The organism is Kineosporia sp. R_H_3, assembly GCF_002198675.1.
In the GTDB taxonomy this organism is placed as follows: Bacteria; Actinomycetota; Actinomycetes; order Actinomycetales; family Kineosporiaceae; genus R-H-3.
In genome coordinates this window covers 15,709-34,330 of record NZ_MWLL01000238.1, presented here as the reverse complement: position 1 = coordinate 34,330, position 18,622 = coordinate 15,709, and the positions used below count along the sequence as shown (strand labels likewise).

The 18,622-nt window shown below is 73.5% G+C and carries 13 protein-coding genes; 2 read left to right on the top strand and 11 right to left on the bottom strand.

The genetic code is table 11. From position 1 onward, the window contains the following. Positions 1-53 precede the first annotated feature (53 nt). A complete protein-coding gene (locus tag ECOMGDLI_RS30015) occupies positions 54-2,144 on the top strand; it encodes a 3-hydroxyacyl-CoA dehydrogenase NAD-binding domain-containing protein (protein WP_198955314.1) in 2,091 nt (696 codons plus the stop codon). A gap of 81 nt (positions 2,145-2,225) precedes the next feature. On the opposite strand, the gene ECOMGDLI_RS35020 is transcribed toward ECOMGDLI_RS30015, so the two are convergent. The 3 genes from ECOMGDLI_RS35020 to ECOMGDLI_RS30000 form a co-directional block, all read right to left on the bottom strand. After that, on the bottom strand, positions 2,226-3,815 hold the full coding sequence (locus tag ECOMGDLI_RS35020; protein ID WP_088320496.1) for a hypothetical protein: 1,590 nt from the start codon (positions 3,813-3,815) through the stop codon (positions 2,226-2,228). Beyond that, the gene (locus tag ECOMGDLI_RS30005; RefSeq protein WP_088320495.1) at positions 3,812-5,221 is read right to left on the bottom strand and encodes a hypothetical protein; all 1,410 of its coding nucleotides are present in this window, start codon (positions 5,219-5,221) and stop codon (positions 3,812-3,814) included. The genes ECOMGDLI_RS35020 and ECOMGDLI_RS30005 overlap by 4 nt, the downstream gene beginning before the upstream one ends. Before the next feature lie 68 nt (positions 5,222-5,289). Continuing rightward, complete coding sequence (locus ECOMGDLI_RS30000; RefSeq protein ID WP_088320494.1) at positions 5,290-6,636, bottom strand: hypothetical protein; 1,347 nt, start codon at positions 6,634-6,636, stop codon at positions 5,290-5,292. 131 nt (positions 6,637-6,767) lie between these two features. On the opposite strand from ECOMGDLI_RS30000, the gene ECOMGDLI_RS29995 reads away from it, so the two are divergent. Further along, positions 6,768-7,706: a hypothetical protein gene (locus tag ECOMGDLI_RS29995; RefSeq protein ID WP_088320493.1), complete on the top strand. Its 939-nt coding sequence runs from the start codon at positions 6,768-6,770 to the stop codon at positions 7,704-7,706. A gap of 31 nt (positions 7,707-7,737) precedes the next feature. On the opposite strand, the gene ECOMGDLI_RS29990 is transcribed toward ECOMGDLI_RS29995, so the two are convergent. The 8 genes from ECOMGDLI_RS29990 to acnA all read right to left on the bottom strand — a co-directional run bounded on the left by ECOMGDLI_RS29990 (position 7,738) and on the right by acnA (position 18,527). Then, on the bottom strand, positions 7,738-8,235 hold the full coding sequence (locus ECOMGDLI_RS29990) for a hypothetical protein (RefSeq protein ID WP_088320492.1): 498 nt from the start codon (positions 8,233-8,235) through the stop codon (positions 7,738-7,740). 62 nt (positions 8,236-8,297) lie between these two features. Then, positions 8,298-10,241: a 1-deoxy-D-xylulose-5-phosphate synthase gene (gene dxs / locus ECOMGDLI_RS29985; protein WP_088320491.1), complete on the bottom strand. Its 1,944-nt coding sequence runs from the start codon at positions 10,239-10,241 to the stop codon at positions 8,298-8,300. 176 nt (positions 10,242-10,417) lie between these two features. Continuing rightward, positions 10,418-10,780, bottom strand: coding sequence for a hypothetical protein (locus ECOMGDLI_RS29980; RefSeq protein ID WP_088320490.1), 363 nt, complete (start codon positions 10,778-10,780; stop codon positions 10,418-10,420). Beyond that, positions 10,777-12,027, bottom strand: coding sequence for an ROK family transcriptional regulator (locus ECOMGDLI_RS29975; RefSeq protein ID WP_088320489.1), 1,251 nt, complete (start codon positions 12,025-12,027; stop codon positions 10,777-10,779). The genes ECOMGDLI_RS29980 and ECOMGDLI_RS29975 overlap by 4 nt, the downstream gene beginning before the upstream one ends. A gap of 142 nt (positions 12,028-12,169) precedes the next feature. Next, positions 12,170-13,423, bottom strand: a complete 1,254-nt coding sequence (locus ECOMGDLI_RS29970; protein WP_088320488.1) for a sugar ABC transporter permease — start codon at positions 13,421-13,423, stop codon at positions 12,170-12,172. After that, entirely contained in the window at positions 13,420-14,214 is a 795-nt protein-coding gene (locus tag ECOMGDLI_RS29965; RefSeq protein ID WP_088320487.1) for an ATP-binding cassette domain-containing protein, read from the bottom strand. The genes ECOMGDLI_RS29970 and ECOMGDLI_RS29965 overlap by 4 nt, the downstream gene beginning before the upstream one ends. A 146-nt stretch (positions 14,215-14,360) precedes the next feature. After that, complete coding sequence (locus ECOMGDLI_RS29960) at positions 14,361-15,479, bottom strand: sugar ABC transporter substrate-binding protein (RefSeq protein WP_088320486.1); 1,119 nt, start codon at positions 15,477-15,479, stop codon at positions 14,361-14,363. 357 nt (positions 15,480-15,836) lie between these two features. Next, positions 15,837-18,527: an aconitate hydratase AcnA gene (gene acnA, locus ECOMGDLI_RS29955; RefSeq protein ID WP_088320485.1), complete on the bottom strand. Its 2,691-nt coding sequence runs from the start codon at positions 18,525-18,527 to the stop codon at positions 15,837-15,839. Positions 18,528-18,622: the final 95 nt, after the last annotated feature.

Genomic DNA, 18,622 nt, shown 5'->3' with positions numbered 1-18,622 from the left:
CCCCGGCCCGGGCCGCCCTCGTCGAGGCCGTCGAGGCCGCGTTCGCCGGTGCGCTGCCGGACGAGGTGGTCACGAAGGCGCTCGTCCGGGACGTCGCCCTGCCCGGCGGCGCGGGCACCCTCGCCCTCGTGACGATGGACAACGGGTTCGACCACACCAAGCCGAACACGTTCGGCCCGGCCGGCCTGAAGAACCTCCGGGAGGCCCTCGACGGCCTCGCGGCGCGCGCGGCGGCCGGCGAGGTCGCCGCCGTCGGTCTCACCGGCAAGCCGTTCATCTTCGGCGCCGGGGCGGACCTCAAGGTCGCCGCCGCGGGCAAGGACCGCGAGCAGGCGCTCATGGTCGCCCGCTACGGCCACGAGGTCTTCCGCGGCCTCGGCGAGCTCGGGGTGCCGACGTTCGCCTTCGTCAACGGGCTCGCGCTGGGCGGCGGCCTCGAGGTCGCACTGCACTGCGACTACCGGACGATCTCGTCGTCCGCGCCCGCGGTCGCCCTCCCCGAGTGCTTCCTCGGGCTCGTGCCCGGCTGGGGCGGCACCTACCTGCTCCCCCGGCTCGTCGGCCCGGACAAGGCCGCCGAGGTCGTCGTCGGCAACGCGCTGAACAACAACAAGATGCTCGACGGCGCCAAGGCCTTCCGGCTCGGGCTCGCGGACGCGATGTTCGAGGCCGCCGACTTCCTCGAGCAGTCCCTGCTCTGGGCGGCGGACGTCCTCACCGGGCGCACCAAGGTCACCCGGCCCGAGGTGAGCACCGACGAGGCCTTCTGGGAGGGCTCGCTCGGCGCCGCGAAGGCGATGGCGGACCTCAAGCTCAAGGGCGCCGCCCCCGCGCCGTACCGGGCCGTCGAGCTCATGCGGCTGGCCCGGACGGCGACCCGGGACGAGGCGTTCGAGGCCGAGTCGCAGGCGATCGCGGACCTCGCGACGAGCGAGGAGTTCCGCTCCGGGATCTACTCGTTCGACCTCGTGCAGCGGCGGGCCAAGCGCCCCGCGGGCGCGCCCGACCGCGGCCTCGCCCGGCCGGTGACCACCGTCGGCGTCGTCGGGGCCGGGCTCATGGCGAGCCAGCTCGCGCTGCTGTTCGTCCGCCGGCTCCAGGTGCCCGTCGTCCTCACCGACCTCGACCAGGCGCGCGTCGACAAGGGCGTCGGCTACGTCCACGGCGAGATCGACGGCCTGCTCGCCAAGCGCCGGATCTCCCCCGACGCGGCGAACCGGCTCAAGGCGCTCGTCAGCGGCTCGACGGACAAGGCCGCGTTCGCCGCCGCCGACGTCGTCATCGAGGCCGTCTTCGAGGACCTCGACGTCAAGAAGCAGGTGCTCGCCGAGGTCGAGGCCGTCGTGAGCAGCGAGTGCGTGCTCATGACGAACACGTCCTCGTTGTCGGTCAGCGCCATGGCGGCCGATCTGAAGCACCCCGAGCGGGTCGTCGGCTTCCACTTCTTCAACCCGGTCGCCGTCCTGCCGCTGCTCGAGGTCGTCCGTGGCGAGCGCACGGACGACGCGACGCTCGCCACCGCGTTCGCGGTCGGCAAGCAGCTCAAGAAGTCCTGCGTCCTCGTCAAGGACGCCCCGGCGTTCGTCGTCAACCGGCTCCTCACGCGGATGCTCGGCGAGGTGACGAAGGCCGTCGACGAGGGCACCCCGCCGGAGGTCGCGGAGCGTTCGCTCGACGCCCTCGGGATGCCGATGCCGCCGTTCGTCCTGCTCCAGCTCGTCGGCCCGGCCGTCGCGCTGCACGTCGCGGAGACGATGCACGCGGCGTTCCCCGACCGGTTCTCCGTGTCGGCGAACCTCGGGCGGCTCGTCGCGGCCGGCAAGACCGGGATCTGGTCCTGGGACGCCGAGGGCAAGCCCTACATGGACGACGCGACGAAGGCGCTCTTCGAGGTCGGCGACACGGTGCTCACCGCGGACGAGGTCCGCGCGAAGGCGCTCGCGGCGATCGCCGAGGAGGTCCGGATCATGCTCGACGAGGGCGTCGTCGCCGAGCCGCAGGACATCGACCTGTGCATGCTGCTCGGCGCCGGCTGGCCGTTCCACCTCGGCGGCATCACGCCGTACCTCGACCGCACCGGGGTCAGCGAGGCCGTGACCGGCCGGCGGTTCCTGCCGCGCGGCGTCGCGAGCGTGCCCGCCTGACGGCTGCCGCACGCGCGCTGCCGACGACGAGGCGGCGGTCACCCGGGACCGGGCGCCCGCCGCCTCGCACGTGGACCGGGTTCAGACGAACCGGCTGCGGATCCGCCGCGCGTAGCTCCTGGTCTCCGAGACCAGCGTGGAGCGCTTCGTCTTGAGCACCTTCTTGAGGATCCCCGCCTCGACCGCCTCGGGGTCCTCGTCCGCGGACCGCGCACCCGCCGCCGCGTAGAGCCGGGCCAGCGACTGCTCGCCGTAGCTGTCGGCGATGTAGAGGCACGCGAGCCAGCCCGTCGTGTACGTGTCCGACACGTGCTTGGACGTCCCCGAGTAGAAGTCGCCGGGATCGGCGACGAGCGAGGGCTTCCACGTGCCCCGCTTGAGCTCGGTCCACGTCGTCCGCGGCAGGCCGCGGGCGGCGAGCGCGCCGACCCCGTCGACCCCGGACCCGCCCGTCCGGAACGCGGTGTACTCGGCGATCCCCTCGACGAGCCACGTCGGCACCGACTCCCCGCCCTCGTAGGCGAAGGCGACGTGGGTCAGCTCGTGCCGCAGGACGGCGCGCGACTGCGCGTTGTTGCGGCCCAGCAGGAACGGCGTGACGACCATCCGCGGGGTCGCCTCCTCGGGGATGTCCGCGACGTCGAGCACCGGGGTGCCGTAGAGCATCTCGACCTTGGCGTCGAAGACCGCCTCCTTGGTCACCTTGTTGCTCTTGGCGTCCCGCCCGCCGAACTGGGAGTCCACGAAGCGGCGGTCCGTCGTCGCGTAGACGACGGCCTTCCCGTTCCAGGACTTCACCTTCCACACCGCCCGGACGGCGCCGATCGCCTGCTCGACCTGGGTGGCGAGCCGGTCGACGTCCCGCTTCCGTTTGGCCTCCCCGACGACGATCGTGTGCGGCTTCCTCACGACGTAGACGGTGCCGAGCATCCACGGCTCGGACGCCGTGTAGAGGTCGAGCTCCTCCGCGGCGTCCTTGTCGCCGACGACGAGCCAGCGACCGGCCCGGTCGGCGAAGCTCAGTCCGAGCACCGTCGACGCCGTCTTGCGGTCGAAGGAGCTGATCCGGGTGCGGACCTCGACGGCGGCCGCCACCGCCTCCGCCGGGGCCCCCGGGGCGTCGTACGACGCGGCCGCGGGCAGGGGGTAGGTCCGCCGGTCCGGCCACCCGAAGGCCACCTGGTCGTAGCCGATCGCGCGCAGGTTGCGGAACATCGTCCGCATCCGGGTCACGAGCTTGGTGTCGGCGGGGTCGACGAGCGCCAGGAACGCCGCCTCGTCCTTCGCGGCGTAGGCGGCGGTCATCGCCGTCACGGCCGCCTCGATGCCGTCGTTGCGGGCCCGTTCCCCGGCGCTGAGGTCGGCGTCCGCGTCGTCCGGGTCGTTCCCGGCCGCGCCCTGCGCGCCCTGGCTCACCCGGTCCGGCGGTGCGACCGGCGTCGAGAACGGCAGCGGCACCGCGCCGGTGTCGAGGGCGACGACCGCGGCGACGGCGGCCGCGAGCAGGCCGGTGCGCAGCAGCCGTCCCGGCGTCCTGCGCGGGGCGCGCGGCGGCACGGACGGCAGCACGGCCGACGGCGTGGCCGACGGCGTGGCCGACGGCACGACCGGCGGCGCCGACGCCGGGAGCGGCGGCAGCGGTGGCGGTGTGGCCTGCGGCTCGTCGGTCACGCGCGGGCCGCCAGCCGTCGTGCGTACCGGCGGACGTTCGCCGACAGCTGCGGCATGGTCATCTTCAGCACCTTCTTCACTGCGATCTCCGTCCGGGGCTCGGTGGCCGTAGCGGCGACGAGGGCGCGCAGCCGGGCCTCCCCGAAGGTGTCTGCGACGTACGTCGCCGTGAGGAAGGCGGAGTCCCAGTCCGCCTCCAGCCGGGCGTCGGAGCCCTCGGCGAAGTCGTCCCGGTTCTTCGTGAAGCGGGGCTTCCAGGTGCCGGCGCGCAGCCCGGCCCACGTCGAGTCGTAGAGGCCGCGCCGCCGCGCCGTCTCGAGCGCGTCCTCGCCGGTGCCCGGTCGCCAGGAGGTGTAGTCGGCGGCCCCGTTGTAGAGCCAGGCGGGGATCCAGTCCGTCTCACCGGTGCGGAACGACATCACGGTGAACGCGTAGCGCAGGTCGGCGCGGGTGCCCTTGGTGTCGCGCAGCAGGAAGTCCGTCGCGACGACGACGCGCATGCCGGTCCGGCGCGGTGCCGAGAGGACGTCCTCGGTGACGAAGGTGTTGAAGTAGTTCGCGTGCTCCTGCCCGGGGCCGGCGAGCCCGGCACCGAACCAGGTGTCGAGGTAGTCGGTGTCCGTCAGGGCGAAGACGACGGCCTTGCCGTTCCACGCCGGGTCGGTCCAGACCTTGCGGGTGTCGACGATGGCCGCCTCGGCGCGGCTCGCGAGCCGTGCGTTGGCCCGGGCGTTCTTCGCCATCCCGACGACGAGCACGTGCGGCTTCGCGACGGCCGCGAGGTCGACGTCGACGTCCCACGGGTCGGGCTGCTCGCTGACGAACCGGCGCGCCCAGGACGTGACGAGCCAGCGGTCGGCGACCTTGTGCAGCCCCACGTCGACCGCGACCGGGGTGCCGCCGGTGTCGTAGCCGGTGAAGCTCGTCCGCAGGTGCGCGTGCGCGACGATCCGCGTCGCGGCGTCCGCCGGCCGGCCGCCCGACACGTCGACCCCCCACGACCCGTCCCACTCCAGCCCGGCCGTCGTCGCGGGCAGTGCGGCGAGGTTGCCGGCGAGCCGGCGCAACCGTCGGGCGGCCGCGGCGTCCTGCGGGTCGACGAGACGGCCGAACGCTGCGACGTCGTCCGCGCCGAGGGCCGCGTCGAGCGCCGTCACGGTCACCCGGACCGCCTTCTCGCGGGCCGCGTCGGCAGCAGCCGTGGCGGCGGGCACCCCGGGCCGGGCGGCCTGCTGCGCCACCGGTCTCGGCGTCGACAGCGGCAGCGGGACGACGCCGGTGTCCAGGGCGACGACGGCCCCCAGGGCCGCCGCGAGCAGCCCGGCCCCGACGGCCCGCCCCCGGAGCCGGGCGGCACGCCGGCCGGGCGCCTCCACGACCGGTGCCGCCTCGTCGACCTCGGACATCCCCACCCCCTCGTTCCCCGCAGTGACGCCCGGGCGCTCTGGTCCGCTCCCCGGCGGCAGCGCGCCGCTCATCCGGACCGCGCCACAAGCCGGCGGGTCCACACCCGGAGGTCCCGGACGAAGGCCGCGCGCGTGGTGCCGAGCGCGGTGAAAGCGGCTCGCTCCTTGGCCTCGCCGTAGTCGCGGCGCCTGGCGACGGCCTCCCATGACTCCTGCATCCGCTGCTCGCCGTAGCGGTCCGCGATGAACAGGCACGCGAGCCAGGCGGAGTCCTCCGCCGCGGCGATCTGCGCCGCCGTCGTGTTGTCGCTCGCGGCGCCGACGAGTCGCGGGGTCCAGGTGCCACGGCGGACGGCGCGCCAGGTGGCGTCGTCCAGGCCACGTCTGTCCAGGGCAGCGTCCGGGTCGACACCGCTGCCCGACCGCGTGGAGACGTACTCCGCGGTCCCCTCGATCATCCAGTCCGGGACCCCCATGCCGTCCGTGGCGAGCCCGGCGGCACAGCCGACCGCACGCCTGACCCCGAGCCGGGACGAGGCGTCGTCCACCGCGACGTACCCGGCGCCCAGGACGACCCGGAGCACGCCGGTGTCCGTCTCGTGGGACCACCACGAATAGGGGTGCTCGTCACGCAGGCCGGCCTCGTGCGCGCCGAACACCCGGTCGAGAAAGGCGGACTCCGTGAAGGCGTAGACGACGACGGTGCCGTCCCACCCGGCTTGCGGCAGGGCCTCGCGGGCCTGGAGCGCCGCCCCCTCGGCCCGGCCCGCGAGCCGGGCGGCGAGTCGTTCGACGCCGACGGTCCCGAGCAGCAGGGTGTGGGGCCTCCGCACCGCCACGATGTCGACCGGCAGCAGGAACGGCGCGTCGGGAACAGTCTCGTTCGGGTCCGCCACGGGATCCCAGCCGGAGAGCAGCCACTGCCGCCCGACGCGCCGGAACCGGGTGTACACGTAGTCGTAGGCCAGAGGTTCGGACGCGACGAGCCGGGAGGTCATCCCGACCTGGACCGTCACGTCCCCGTCCGCCTCGACGGTCGTCTCACGGTAACGCTCCCGCGCCACCGTCGCTGTCGCCCCGTCCACGGCACGCACGTTCCGGACCAGTCGGCCCAGCGCCCGGACCACCTCCGGGCTGCCCGGGGCGACGAGCGGCTCCACCGGGGCACCCGTCGCGAGGGCCGCCGACAACGCCTCCAACGTCTGCGCCACGGCGTCGTCGCGTGCCTGCAGCGCCGCCGGGTCCGTCTCCGAGCCCGCCCCTCCGCCCGGCGCCGCTGACGCTCCGGCAGCGACCACGGGGCGCGGCGTCGAGAACGGCAGCTGGACGACGCCGGTGTCGAGCACGACGACGAGGCCCACGGCGGCGGCGAGCAGCGTCGACCCCGTGAGCCGTGTCCGGCGGGACGACGTCACCAGCGAAGATTAGGGCGCCCGGGTGCCGCCGGGAACACCGATCACCGGACGTGGCCTCCCGGTTGCGCCGCACGGGGGACAGACCTGCCGGGCAGGCGGTCCGGGCGTCGCACGTCGTTACCGTGAGGAGCGTGGGGACACCGGAGGACGCCGTGCTGCGCCGGGGCGTCCTCGCGGTCGCGGTCCTCGACGACGTCGACCTCGAGCCGACCGTCGACGGGGTGCTCGTCCCCTCCCCCTCGGGCGCCGTCCGCGCCCTCGTCGGCTGGGAGCGCGTCGCGCAGGCCGCTGCCGGGCTGGCGCCCGAGTCCGCCGTCGCCCGGCTCCGGATCGCCACGCTGCTGCGGACCGAGGCGCTGCTCGCCGACGGGCTGCCCGGCACCGACTGGGCCGGCAGGCACGTGCGGGCGCTCGCGCTGCCCGCCGGGCACGCGCTGCACCCCGGCCGTGGGTGGACCGTCGAGCGGGTGCTCGGCGGGGTCCTCGACGTCGGCCTCGGGCTCGTCGACCTGCCCTGGACCGCCGACGGCGTCCTGCCGCTGCCGCCCGGTGCCGCCGCCGGCCGCGGCACCGCGGGGGCCGTGGCCGCCGCCTGGTGGCCGATGGTCCGTGACCACGCCCGTCGGATGGGGGCGCTCGCCGCCGTCCGGGTCGGCCGGGGCGGCAGGCCCGACGGGGCAACCGGCCCTGACGAGGCGCCCGCGGTGCGCCCCGCCGGGACCCTGCGCCCCGTCGGCGGCTGCGACGTCCTCACCCTGCTGGCGACCCGCCCGCTGCGTTCCGCGCTCGCGGCCTGCGACGGCTCGGGCATGTGCGCGGTCGCCGTCCCGACCCGCAGCCGCGGCTGGCACGACCTGCGCCGGGTCGACCCCGCGTTCGCGGGCGCGGTCTGGTCGGCGACCGAGGAGGCGGTGCGCGGCGTCCCGCGGCCGCTGCTCGTCACCCGGGACGAGGTCACGCTCGCGCGGGCTGGTGGCGACCCGGCCGGTGAGGCCCTCGACCTGCCACCGGCGCTGCGCCCCCGCGCGGACCGCGACCGGCGGCCAGGACGGCACCGCGCCGACGGCTGACCGGTCCGGACGCCGACCGGTGGCCCGGTGGTCAGGCGCCGGCGGAACCCCCTTCGCTGAACGCCCCGGCGCCGACGAGCACGGCGAACAGGACGACCATGAGCACGACCGACGCCGCGACCAGGCCCCAGGTCCAGCGGACGAGCCGCCGCGCGGAGTCGAGGTCCTGGTCGACCCGGCCCAGCGCGATCCCCGCCGTGATCGCCGACGCGACGAGCAGCGGCGAGCAGCACATGAGCACGAGGACAGCGCTGACGACGAGGCCGACGATCGCCTGCGTCCGCAGCGACGTCGCCTCGGGCGAGCGCTGCCACACGCCGTACGCCGGGCCGTAGCCGTACTGCGGGCCGTACCCGTACTGCGGGCCGTAGCCGTAGCCGTACCCGGGCGGCCCGTAGGCCGCCGGGCCGTACCCGGGCGTCCCGGGGGTCCCGGGCGCGGGCCCGTACGGCGGCGGCGTCCCGTACGCGGGCGGCCCGGCGTCGGGCCGGGGCGGTTCGGGGACGCCGTCCCCCTGCTGCTCGCTCATGTCACGTCCTCGGTCGGCGGTCGACCGGGATCATGCCACCCGGGGCGGTCGGTCCGGCCCGGTCAGGGCTCGACGTCGACGTCGACCCCGGCCCCCACCGCGGCCTGCAGCCGGGCGACGGTCTCGACGACGTGGCGGGAGATCTCCTGCGGGGTGAGGCCGACCTCCTCGAGGACCTGCGCCCGGGTGCCGTGGTCGAGGAACCGCGACGGGACGGCGAAGGTGAGCGTCGGCGTGAGGAGCCCCTCGTCCGCGAGCCGGTCGCGGACCGCGCTGCCGACGCCGCCGGTCCTGAGACCGTCCTCGACGACGACGACGAGCCGGTGCCCGCGGGCGAGGTCGACGAGGGCGTCGTCGAGAGGCGCGACCCAGCGCGGGTCGACGACGGTGACCTCGACCCCCTGCGCCTCGAGCCGGTCGGCCACCTCCAGGCACAGGCCGGCGAGCGCGCCCACGGAGACGACGAGCACGTCGGTCACCGGCTCCGAGCCGTTCTGCGCTCCGTCGCCGCGCGCGGGCTCGCGCAGGACGTCGGCCACGCCGACGCGACGCACCGCGGGCAGCTCGGGGGGTAGCGCACCCTTGGGGAACCGGACCACGGTCGGTGCGTCGTCGACGGCGAGCGCCTCGTCGAGCTCGGCGCGCAGCGTCACCGCGTCGCGCGGGGCGGCGATCCGGATGCCGGGGACGATCCGCAGCAGCGACAGGTCCCACATGCCGTTGTGGCTCGCGCCGTCGTCGCCGGTGATCCCGGCCCGGTCGAGCACGAACGTCACCCCGGCCTTGTGCAGCGCCACGTCCATGAGCACCTGGTCGAAGGCCCGGTTGACGAAGGTCGCGTAGACGGCGACGACCGGGTGCAGCCCGGCGTACGCCATGCCGGCAGCGCTCGTCACGGCGTGCTGCTCGGCGATGCCGACGTCGAAGACCCGCTCCGGGAACCGCTCGGCGAACCGGTGCAGCCCCACCGGGATGAGCATGGCCGCCGTGATGCCGACGACGTCCCGGCGCCGGTCGCCGACCTCGACCATGGCGTCGGCGAAGACCCCGGTCCAGGAGTCACGGGCGACCGAGCGGGGCCGGCCGGTGAGCGGGTCGATGATGCCGGTCGCGTGGAAGCGGTCCGCCTCGTCGTTCTCCGCGGGCGCGTAGCCGTTGCCCTTGCGGGTGATGACGTGGACGATGACCGGCCCGCCGAACGCCTTGGCCCGGTTCAGGGCGTGCTCGAGCTCGGCGACGTCGTGGCCGTCGACCGGCCCGACGTACTTGATGCCGAGGTCCTCGAACATCCCCTGCGGGGCCACGACGTCCTTGACGCCCTTCTTGACGCCGTGGAGCGCCTCGTACGCGAGCCGGCCCGGCAGGCCGCTGCGCTGCAGCGTGCTCTTGCCCCAGTCGAGGAAGCGCTCGTAGCCGCCGGTCGTCCGCAGGGTCGCCAGGTGGTGCGCGAGGCCGCCGATCGTCGGGGCGTAGGAGCGCTCGTTGTCGTTGACGACGACGACGAGGTTGCGGTCGGTGCCGGCCGCGATGTTGTTGAGCGCCTCCCAGGCCATCCCGCCGGTGAGGGCGCCGTCCCCGATGACGGCGACGACGTGCCGGTCGGTCTCGCCGCGCAGCTCGTGCGCCTTGGCGATCCCGTCGGCCCAGGACAGCGCCGTCGAGGCGTGCGAGTTCTCGACGATGTCGTGCGGGGACTCCGCCCGGCTCGGGTACCCGGACAGCCCCCCGCGGCGGCGCAGCCCGGAGAAGTCCTGCCGGCCGGTGAGGATCTTGTGCACGTACGACTGGTGCCCGGTGTCGAGGACGATCGAGTCCCAGGGGCTGGAGAACACCCGGTGCAGGGCGAGCGTCAGCTCGACGACGCCGAGGTTCGGGCCGAGGTGGCCGCCGGTCTTGGAGACCTCGGCGACGAGGAACTCCCGGATCTGGGAGGCGAGGTCCTCGAGCTCGGGGACCGTCAGCCGGCGCAGGTCGGCGGGGTCGTGCAGGGCGTCGAGCGACACCATCGGACAGCTCCTCCTCGGCCCTCGGCCGGCAGGGAGCGAGCCGTCGGGCGGGTTCGAGTCTAGGTCCGGCCCGCTGTCCCGGCCCGGCGGAGCCGGGCTTTTGCGTCACATCCGTGCGGACTTCCACCCGGTCTCCACATCGCGCCCCCCGGGGTCACGTCCTCGAGCCGGCCGCGTCACAGCCGCGGGACGTGCCGCCGCCCGCGGAGCGCCTCCTCGACGAGGCCGACCGCGCGGGAGGTCCCGAGGAGCCGGGCGACCTCGGTCTCGAGCGTCTCGACGAGCGCCGTGAGCGCCTGCGGCTCGACGGCGTCCGACAGCGCCGTCCGGACCCCGGCGAGCGCCCGCCGGGCGCCCTCGAGCGCCGCCTCGACGTGCCGGGAGGCGACCCAGGCGAGCGCGACCGGGCGGCGGGTGAGCACCGGGTACCCGCGGTAGTCCGGCGGGCAGAGGTCGAGCAGCCAGGCCACGGCGGAGCGTTCCCAGTCCGGTGCGCCGGGGGGCCGGACGTCGGCCGGCCAGCCCGGCGGGACGGTCACGACGCCGTCACCCTCGCCGACATCGACCGCGTCGGCGCGAGCCGGCGGTTGCGGCGCAGCGTGCCCGCGGGGTCGTCGAGGACGTCCTGCCAGGCGAGCTCGGACGCCCCGACGAGCACGGCGTCCCCGCCGAGCTCGGGGGTCACGAGGGTCACCTGCTCGGCGGTCGCGGTGAGGGCCGCGGCGTCCAGGGATGCGCGGACGGCCGCCGCGTTCGACGGGAACAGCTCGCGGAGCAGGCCGCCGATGATGACCAGGCGCGGGTTGATGATGTTGACGATGGTGGCGAGCCCGAGGCCGACGTGGTGGGCGACGCCGTCGAGCGCCGTGCTGCCCTCGGCGGCGGCGCAGCGCATCGCCTCGACGAGGTCCTCGGTCGTCACGCTGCCGAGCCCGAGCGCCCGGGCGATGGCCGGGCCGCCGATCTCGGTCTCCCAGCAGCCGCGGGCCCCGCACCGGCAGGGCCGGCCCTGCGGATGCACGAGCACGTGCCCGAGCTCGCCGGCGTAGCCGCCGGCCCCGACGAGCGGCGCGCCCCCGACGATGAGACCGCCGCCGACGCCGACCTCGCCGGCGATGAAGACGACGTCGTCGTAGCCGCGGGCGGCCCCGCGTCGGTGCTCGGCGAGGATGCCGAGGTCGGCGTCGTTGCCGACGCTGACGGGCAGCCCGCCCAGCTGCTGGGCGAGCAGGTCCCCGAAGGGCGCGTCGACCCAGCCGAGGTTCGGCGCGAACCGGACGCAGCCGTCGGAGTGCCGGATGACACCGGGGACGGACACCCCGAGGCCGAGGATGTGCTCCCCCGCCGCCGGGTCGGTGAGGACGGCGTCGACGAGGCGACGGATGAGCGAGGCCACGGACGCCGGGCTGCCGCTCGTGAGGCGCCGCCGGCGGCGTGCGACGACGCGCCCGCCGAGCCCCACGAGCGCGACGACGACCCGGTCGACCCCGACGTCCGCGGCGAGCACCTGGAGGTGGTCGTCGGCCGGGCGGACGACGAGGGACGGGCGACCCGCACCGGTCTGGGAGCCCGCGGGCCGCTCCTCCCGGACGGCTCCGAGCGCGACGAGCTCGGAGACGAGCGCGGCGATGGTGCTGCGGTTCAGGCCCATCCGGGCCGTCAGCTCGGCCCGGGTCAGCGGACCCGCGAGGTGCAGGTGCTGCAGGACCGTGCCGAGGTTGTGCCGCCGGACGTCCTCCTGGGTCCCGCCCTTGGCGGCTGCGGACGTGCGCGACTTCGGGGGCATGGGTGATGCACCCTCCTGTCCGATCGGTGCCGTGGCGACGCTGCGTCGGTCCTGGACGGGGGCGTGCGGGCACCGGCGGACGGCCCGTCCGGCGGGTGCGCGAGGCACCCGCCGGGCGGGCTCGTCCGGTGGTCCGGTCCCGTTACCTGCCGGTCGCCGATGCGCGCCGGCGCGCGATCGCGTCGACGCTCGCCGCGAGGAGCAGGACACCGGCGGTGACGACGAACTGGATGCCGGCCTGCTGCGTGATGAACGGCAGCCCGTTGTAGATGACGCCGATGACGAGACCGCCGATGACGGCGTCGATGATCCGGCCCTTGCCGCCGAACAGCGACGTGCCGCCGATGACGGCCGCGGCGACCGAGAGGAGCAGCGTCGAGGACCCGCCGCTCGTCGGGGACACCGAGTTGTCGCGCGAGGCGATGAGGATGCCGCCGATCGCGGCGAGCACCGACCCGATGACGAAGCAGGCGATCTTGATGTTGCCCACGTTGATACCGGCCCGGCGGGCCGCCTCGGCGTTGCCGCCGACGGCGTAGACGTGACGGCCGAACGACGTCCGGGTGAGGACGAACGTGAGGCCGACGACGAACAGCGCCGTCACCGGGACGATGATCGGCACGCCCTTGAGCGAGTTGAGGACGGGGTTGACCGAGCGCTCCTGGTTGAGGAAGAACGTGACGATCGCCAGGAGCAGGGCCAGCCCGCCGACCTTGGCGAGCACGACCGAGGTCGCCGCCGTCGGCAGACCGGCGGCGCGCCGCCGGGCCTGCTGGCCGAAGGTCACCGCGGCGTAGCCACCGGCCACGACGAGGAAGAAGACCCACCCCATCCAGGTGGACATGTTGTTGTTGTTGATCGCGAGGATCGTCTTGTCCCGGATCGCGATCGTGCCGCCCTCGCCGATGACGAGGAGCAGCACGCCCTGCAGGCCGAGGAAGTAGGCCAGGGTCACGACGAACGACGGGATGCCCAGCCTCGCGACGAGGATGCCGATCGTGAGCCCGATGACCGCGCCGGTGACGAGGCACGCGAGGACCGCGATGGGCCAGGCGAAGCCCTTCTGGGTCATGACGACGCCCATCATCGCCGCGGAGGTGCCTGCGGTGTACCCGGCGGACAGGTCGATCTCGCCGAGGAGCAGCACGAAGACGAGCCCCATGGCGATGAAGATGTACGCCGCGCTCTGGTTGAGCAGGTTCGCCCAGTTGAGCTTGGAGGTGAAGGGCTCGGCGGTCGCCGAGAAGAAGATCACGAGGACGATGAAGCCGAGGACGGCGGGCAGGGAGCCGGTGTCGCCGCCGCGCAGCCGCGCGACGTAGTCGCGGAGCGCGCCGCCGATGCCGCCGCCCTCCTCGATGACCTCGGGGGCCGGGGTTGCTGTGCTCGTGGTCACGCCACGACCTCCTTGTCGGGCGCCTTGAGGCCGAGGTCGCCGCTGCGGCCCGCGGTGATGAGCTCGACGATCTGGCCGTGGCTCAGGGACTCGGACGGGACCTGGGCGGCCATCTGGCCGAGGTACAGCGCAGCGACGTTGTCCGCGACCCGGATGACGTCGTTCATGTTGTGCGAGATGAGGATGACGGCCAGGCCCGCGTCGGCGAGCCGGCGGACGAGCTGGAGGACCTGCTCGGTCTGCGCGACGCCGAGCGCCGCGGTCGGCTCGTCGAGGATGACGAGCTTGCTGTTCCAGAGCACGGCGCGCGCGATGGCGACGGTCTGGCGCTGGCCACCGGACAGGCTCGAGACCTTCATCCGGACGGACTTCAGGGTGCGGACGGACAGGCCCTTGAGGGTCTCGGTCGCCTTCCGCTCCATCGTCGTCTCGTCGAGGATGACCCCGCTCGTGGCCTCGCGGCCGAGGTACAGGTTCTGGACGACGTCGAGGTTGTCGCAGAGCGCGAGGTCCTGGTAGACGACCTCGATGCCCAGCGCGTTGGCCTGCTTCGGGTTGGTGACCTCGACCTGCTGGCCCTCGAAGGAGTAGGAGCCGGAGTCGAAGCTGTAGATGCCGGCGATGCCCTTGATGAGGGTCGACTTGCCGGCGCCGTTGTCGCCGACGAGGGCCGTGACCTTGCCCGGCCACACGTCGAGGTCGACGCCCTTGAGGACGTGGACCGCGCCGAAGCTCTTGTTGATCCCCCGCAGGCTCAGCAGCGGGGTCGTGCTGCTCGTGGACGTGCTCATGCTTCCTCGCATCTCGCGGCGGGACCGGGACGGGACCAGGGGGCCCGGGCCCAGTGTGGACCCGGGCCCCCCGGTGTGGCACTCCCCGGTGACCATCAGGTTCTGGTCACCGGCTGCGGTCGGTCAGACCGACCGTCCGTTCCCGATCAGGAGATGCCGTTGTCCGTGCACGCCTTCTGGAGCTCCGGCGTGGTGCAGACCTTCTCCTTGGTGGTGAAGCCGTCGGCGATGACGTCCTTCACGTTGTCCTTGTAGATCGCCTGCGGCGTGAGCAGGACCGAGGGGACGTCCGCACCGGTGGTGCTGTCCTTGGTCTTGCCGGTCGCCGCGGCGTCGGCCGCCGCCTTGTCGCCCTTGATGAGCGAGATCGCGAGCGCGGACGCCGCGTCGGCCTCCTTCTTGATGGCCTTGTAGACCGTGACGTACTGCGTGCCGAGCAGGACCCGCTGGAGGCCCTCGTCGGTCGCGTCCTGGCCCGTCACCGGGATCTTGCCGGCGAGCTTGTTCTTCTGCAGGACGGCGATCGCCGCACCGCCGAGGCCGTCGTTCGCGGCCGCGACGCCGACGAAGTCACCCTTCGTCTGCGTGAAGATCTGCTCGAAGATCGTGCCGGCCTTCGTGTTGTCCCAGTCCGGGACGGCCTGGTCGGCCGCGACGGTGTAGCCCGCGCCCTTGATGACCGTCTCGTAGCCCTGCTTGAACAGCGTGGCGTTGTTGTCGGTCGGCGAGCCGTTGAGGAGAACGACGGGGCCGTCCTTCTTGCCGTTCGCCTGCATGCCCTTGACGAGGCCCTCGCCGATCGCGGTGCCGACGGCCACGTTGTCGAAGGACACGTAGTACGCCGCGCCGCCGCCGAGCGTGAGGCGGTCGTAGTCGATGACCGGGATGCCAGCAGCGGTGGCCTTCTTGATGACGGCCGCACCGGTGTCGGAGTCCAGGTTGACGATCATGAGGACCTTGGCGCCGCCCGAGATCATGCCGTCGGCGATGGTGGCGAACTTGGTCTTGTCGCCACCCGCGTTCTGGATGTCGTACTGCACACCCGCGGACTTGAAGGCGTCCTCGAGGAACTTGCGGTCAGCGGTCTCCCAGCGGGCCGACGAGGCCGAGTCGGGGAGGATGACGCCGATCTTGCCCGCGGCGGCGGCGGACGTCTCCGACGTGCCGGCGCCGGTGTCGCCACCGCTGGAGCTACCACCACAGGCGGAGAGCGCCATCGCGCCCGCGGCACCTACGGCGATCAGACCAACCAAACCCTTGCGCATGCTCCGGTCCTTCCTGGGGCGTCAATGCCCCAGATCGAGGGCCCGCGGTCACGGGTCCCTACACTTCCGCGGCCCCTCCCAGCGGGTCGCGGAAACATCTCCCCGGGAGGCCTGCGACCACGCGGGGCGATGTGCGCCCGCGGGAGCCTCGGCGGTCCCGGATATGTTGCCGCCCGCAACTTATTCCGCCGGGGCGGTGCAGGGAAGGGCTTTGCGGCCGAAGGGCGGTCACTGCTTCGTAACGATTGCGACTCGTGCCCGTGACCTCGCGCACAGACCGTGTTCGCCTCCGCGTCGGACGCACGGAGGGGCCCGGCCGACCGGCCGGGCCCCTCCACGTGCGGGACGTCGTCCGGGTCAGCCGCGAACCAGCTGCCGAAGGACATACTGCAGGATCCCGCCGTTGCGGTAGTACTCCGCCTCGCCGGGAGTGTCGATCCGGAGCACGGCGTCGAAGGCCGTGACGGTGCCGTCGGCGGCCGTCGCGGTGACCCGGACGGTGCGCGGCGTCCTCCCCGCGTTGAGCTCCTCGACGCCGGCGACCGCGAAGGTCTCGGCTCCGGTCAGCCCGAGGGTCGCCGCCGACTCCCCCGCCGGGAACTGCAGCGGGAGGACACCCATGCCGATGAGGTTCGACCGGTGGATCCGCTCGTACGACTCGGCGACGACCGCCTTGACGCCGAGCAGGGCGGTGCCCTTGGCGGCCCAGTCGCGGCTCGAGCCCGACCCGTACTCCTTGCCGGCGAGGATGACGAGCGGGACGCCCGCCGCGGCGTACGCCTGGGCCGCGTCGTAGATCGTCGTCTGCTCGCCGCCGGCGAGGAAGTTGCGGGTGAAGCCGCCCTCGACGTCGGTGAGGAGCTTGTTCCGCAGCCGGATGTTCGCGAACGTGCCGCGGATCATCACCTCGTGGTTGCCGCGGCGCGAGCCGTAGGAGTTGAAGTCCTTGCGCTCGACGCCGTGCTCGGACAGGTACCTGCCCGCCGGGCTGTCGGCCTTGATCGAGCCGGCCGGGCTGATGTGGTCCGTCGTCACCGAGTCGCCGAGCAGGGCGAGCACCCGGGCGCCCGAGATGTCCGAGACCGGCGTCGTCCCCATCCCCATCCCGTCGAAGTACGGGGGCTTGCGGACGTACGTCGAACCGGCGTCCCAGGCGAACGTGTCACCGGTCGGCGTCGGCAGCGACCGCCACATCTCGTCACCGGCGAAGACGTCGGCGTAGTCCTTCGTGAACATCTCCTGCGTGATCGCGTGCGCGATCGTCGTCTCGACGTCCTGCGGCGAGGGCCAGACGTCGCGCAGGAACACCGGCTCGCCCTCCGGCGTGAGGCCGAGCGGGTCGCTCTCGACGTCGAAGTCCATCGTGCCGGCGAGCGCGTAGGCGATGACGAGCGGCGGCGACGCGAGGTAGTTCATCTTCACGTCGGGGTTGATCCGGCCCTCGAAGTTCCGGTTGCCCGAGAGCACCGAGACGACCGAGAGGTCGTTCGCCTGGACGGCGGCCGAGACCTCCTCGGGGAGCGGGCCGGAGTTGCCGATGCACGTCGTGCAGCCGTAGCCGACGATGTGGAAGCCGAGCTTCTCCAGGTACGGGACGAGCCCGGCCTTCTCGTAGTAGTCCTTGACGACCTTGCTGCCCGGGGCGAGCGACGTCTTGACCCACGGCTTGACCGTGAGGCCCTTCTCGACGGCGTTCTTCGCCAGGAGCGCGGCGGCGAGCATGACCGACGGGTTCGACGTGTTCGTGCACGACGTGATCGAGGCGATGACGACGGCGCCGTGGTCGATCTCGGTCTGCGTGCCGTCGGCCATCGTGACCGGCACCTTCTTCGACGCCCGGGGGCCGTCCGTCGCCGGGCCCGCGTAGTCGGCGAGCACGGTGCGGAACGCCTCCTTGGCGCCGGACAGCTCGATGCGGTCCTGCGGGCGCTTCGGGCCGGCGATGCTCGGGACGACCGTCGAGAGGTCGAGCTCGAGGTACTCCGAGTACACGACCTCCTTGGCCGCGTCGTGCCAGAGCCCCTGCTCCTTGGCGTAGGCCTCGACGAGCGCGAGCTGCTCGGGCGAGCGACCGGTGAGGCGCAGGTAGTCGATCGTGACGTCGTCCACCGGGAAGATCGCGCAGGTCGAGCCGAACTCCGGGCTCATGTTGCCGATCGTCGCCCGGTTCGCGAGCGGGACGGCGGCGACGCCCTCGCCGTAGAACTCGACGAACTTGCCGACGACGCCGTGCTTGCGCAGCATCTGCGTGATCGTCAGGACGACGTCCGTGGCGGTCGCGCCGGCCGGGATCTCGCCGGTGAGCCGGAAGCCCACGACGCGCGGGATGAGCATCGAGACGGGCTGGCCGAGCATGGCCGCCTCGGCCTCGATGCCGCCGACGCCCCAGCCGAGGACGCCGAGGCCGTTGACCATCGTCGTGTGCGAGTCGGTGCCGACACAGGTGTCGGGGTAGGCCCGCAGGACTCCCCCGACCTCGCGCGTCATGACGACCCGCGCGAGGTACTCGATGTTCACCTGGTGCACGATGCCGGTGCCGGGCGGGACGACCTTGAACTCGTCGAAGGCCGTCTGGCCCCAGCGGAGGAACTGGTAGCGCTCGCGGTTGCGCTCGTACTCGAGCTCCATGTTGCGCTCGACGGCGTCCTGGCGGCCGAAGACGTCGATGATCACCGAGTGGTCGATGACGAGCTCGGCCGGCGCCAGCGGGTTGATCTTCGCCGGGTCACCACCGAGGTCGACGACGGCCTCGCGCATGGTCGCCAGGTCGACGACGCACGGGACCCCGGTGAAGTCCTGCATGATGACGCGGCCCGGCGTGAACTGGATCTCGGTGTCCGGCTCGGCCGCAGGGTCCCAGCCGGCCAGGGCGCGGATGTGGTCGGCGGTGATGTTCGCGCCGTCCTCGGTGCGCAGGAGGTTCTCCAGCAGCACCTTGAGGCTGAACGGGAGGCGCTGCGCGCCGTCCACCGCCGCGAGGCGGAAGATCTCGTACCCGGCCCCGTCGACCTCGAGGGTTCCACGGGCTCCGAAGGTGTCCTTGCTCAACGCCTCGCTCCTTCGCTCAAGTGGCGTTCGTTCCCCACCGTGCGCCAATCCTGCCGCAGCCCGGGCCCGGGACGAACCGCAGGGGCGCCCGGGTG